This window comes from Pseudomonas sp. 2822-17 (assembly GCF_002742485.1).
Lineage (GTDB): Bacteria > Pseudomonadota > Gammaproteobacteria > Pseudomonadales > Pseudomonadaceae > Aquipseudomonas > Aquipseudomonas cyclaminis.
The window spans coordinates 1-241 of record NZ_LJRZ01000386.1 but is presented as its reverse complement, the minus strand read 5'-3'; the positions used below and the strand labels follow the sequence as shown (position 1 = coordinate 241).

1 protein-coding gene is annotated in these 241 nt (G+C 28.6%); it reads right to left on the bottom strand.

Annotated features, from left to right (window positions below; all coding sequences use genetic code 11):
- Window positions 1-225: nuclease-related domain-containing protein (locus AOA60_RS11810; protein WP_143522427.1), on the bottom strand; the 225-nt coding region annotated here is incomplete at its 3' end.
- Window positions 226-241 lie beyond the last annotated feature (16 nt).

The window sequence follows — 241 nt, the reverse complement described above, 5'->3', positions numbered from 1 at the left end:
GTAACAATCACCTTCAAAATTTCTAATATCAATAAGGTGAATAATTCCCTGAGAAATAATTAACGAATCAATTTGAAAATAGGAGTTATTTACTGCTAGTAATAAGTCGTTTAAAATATACCTCTCCTCTTGAAGGTTTTCTAAAAGTGCATCAAATTTCAATTCACCTTCATAGCCTTTTTCAAGATTTAAATAGCGAAACTTTTCCTTTTCATCCAACTTCATTCGTCTGTTTAAATAA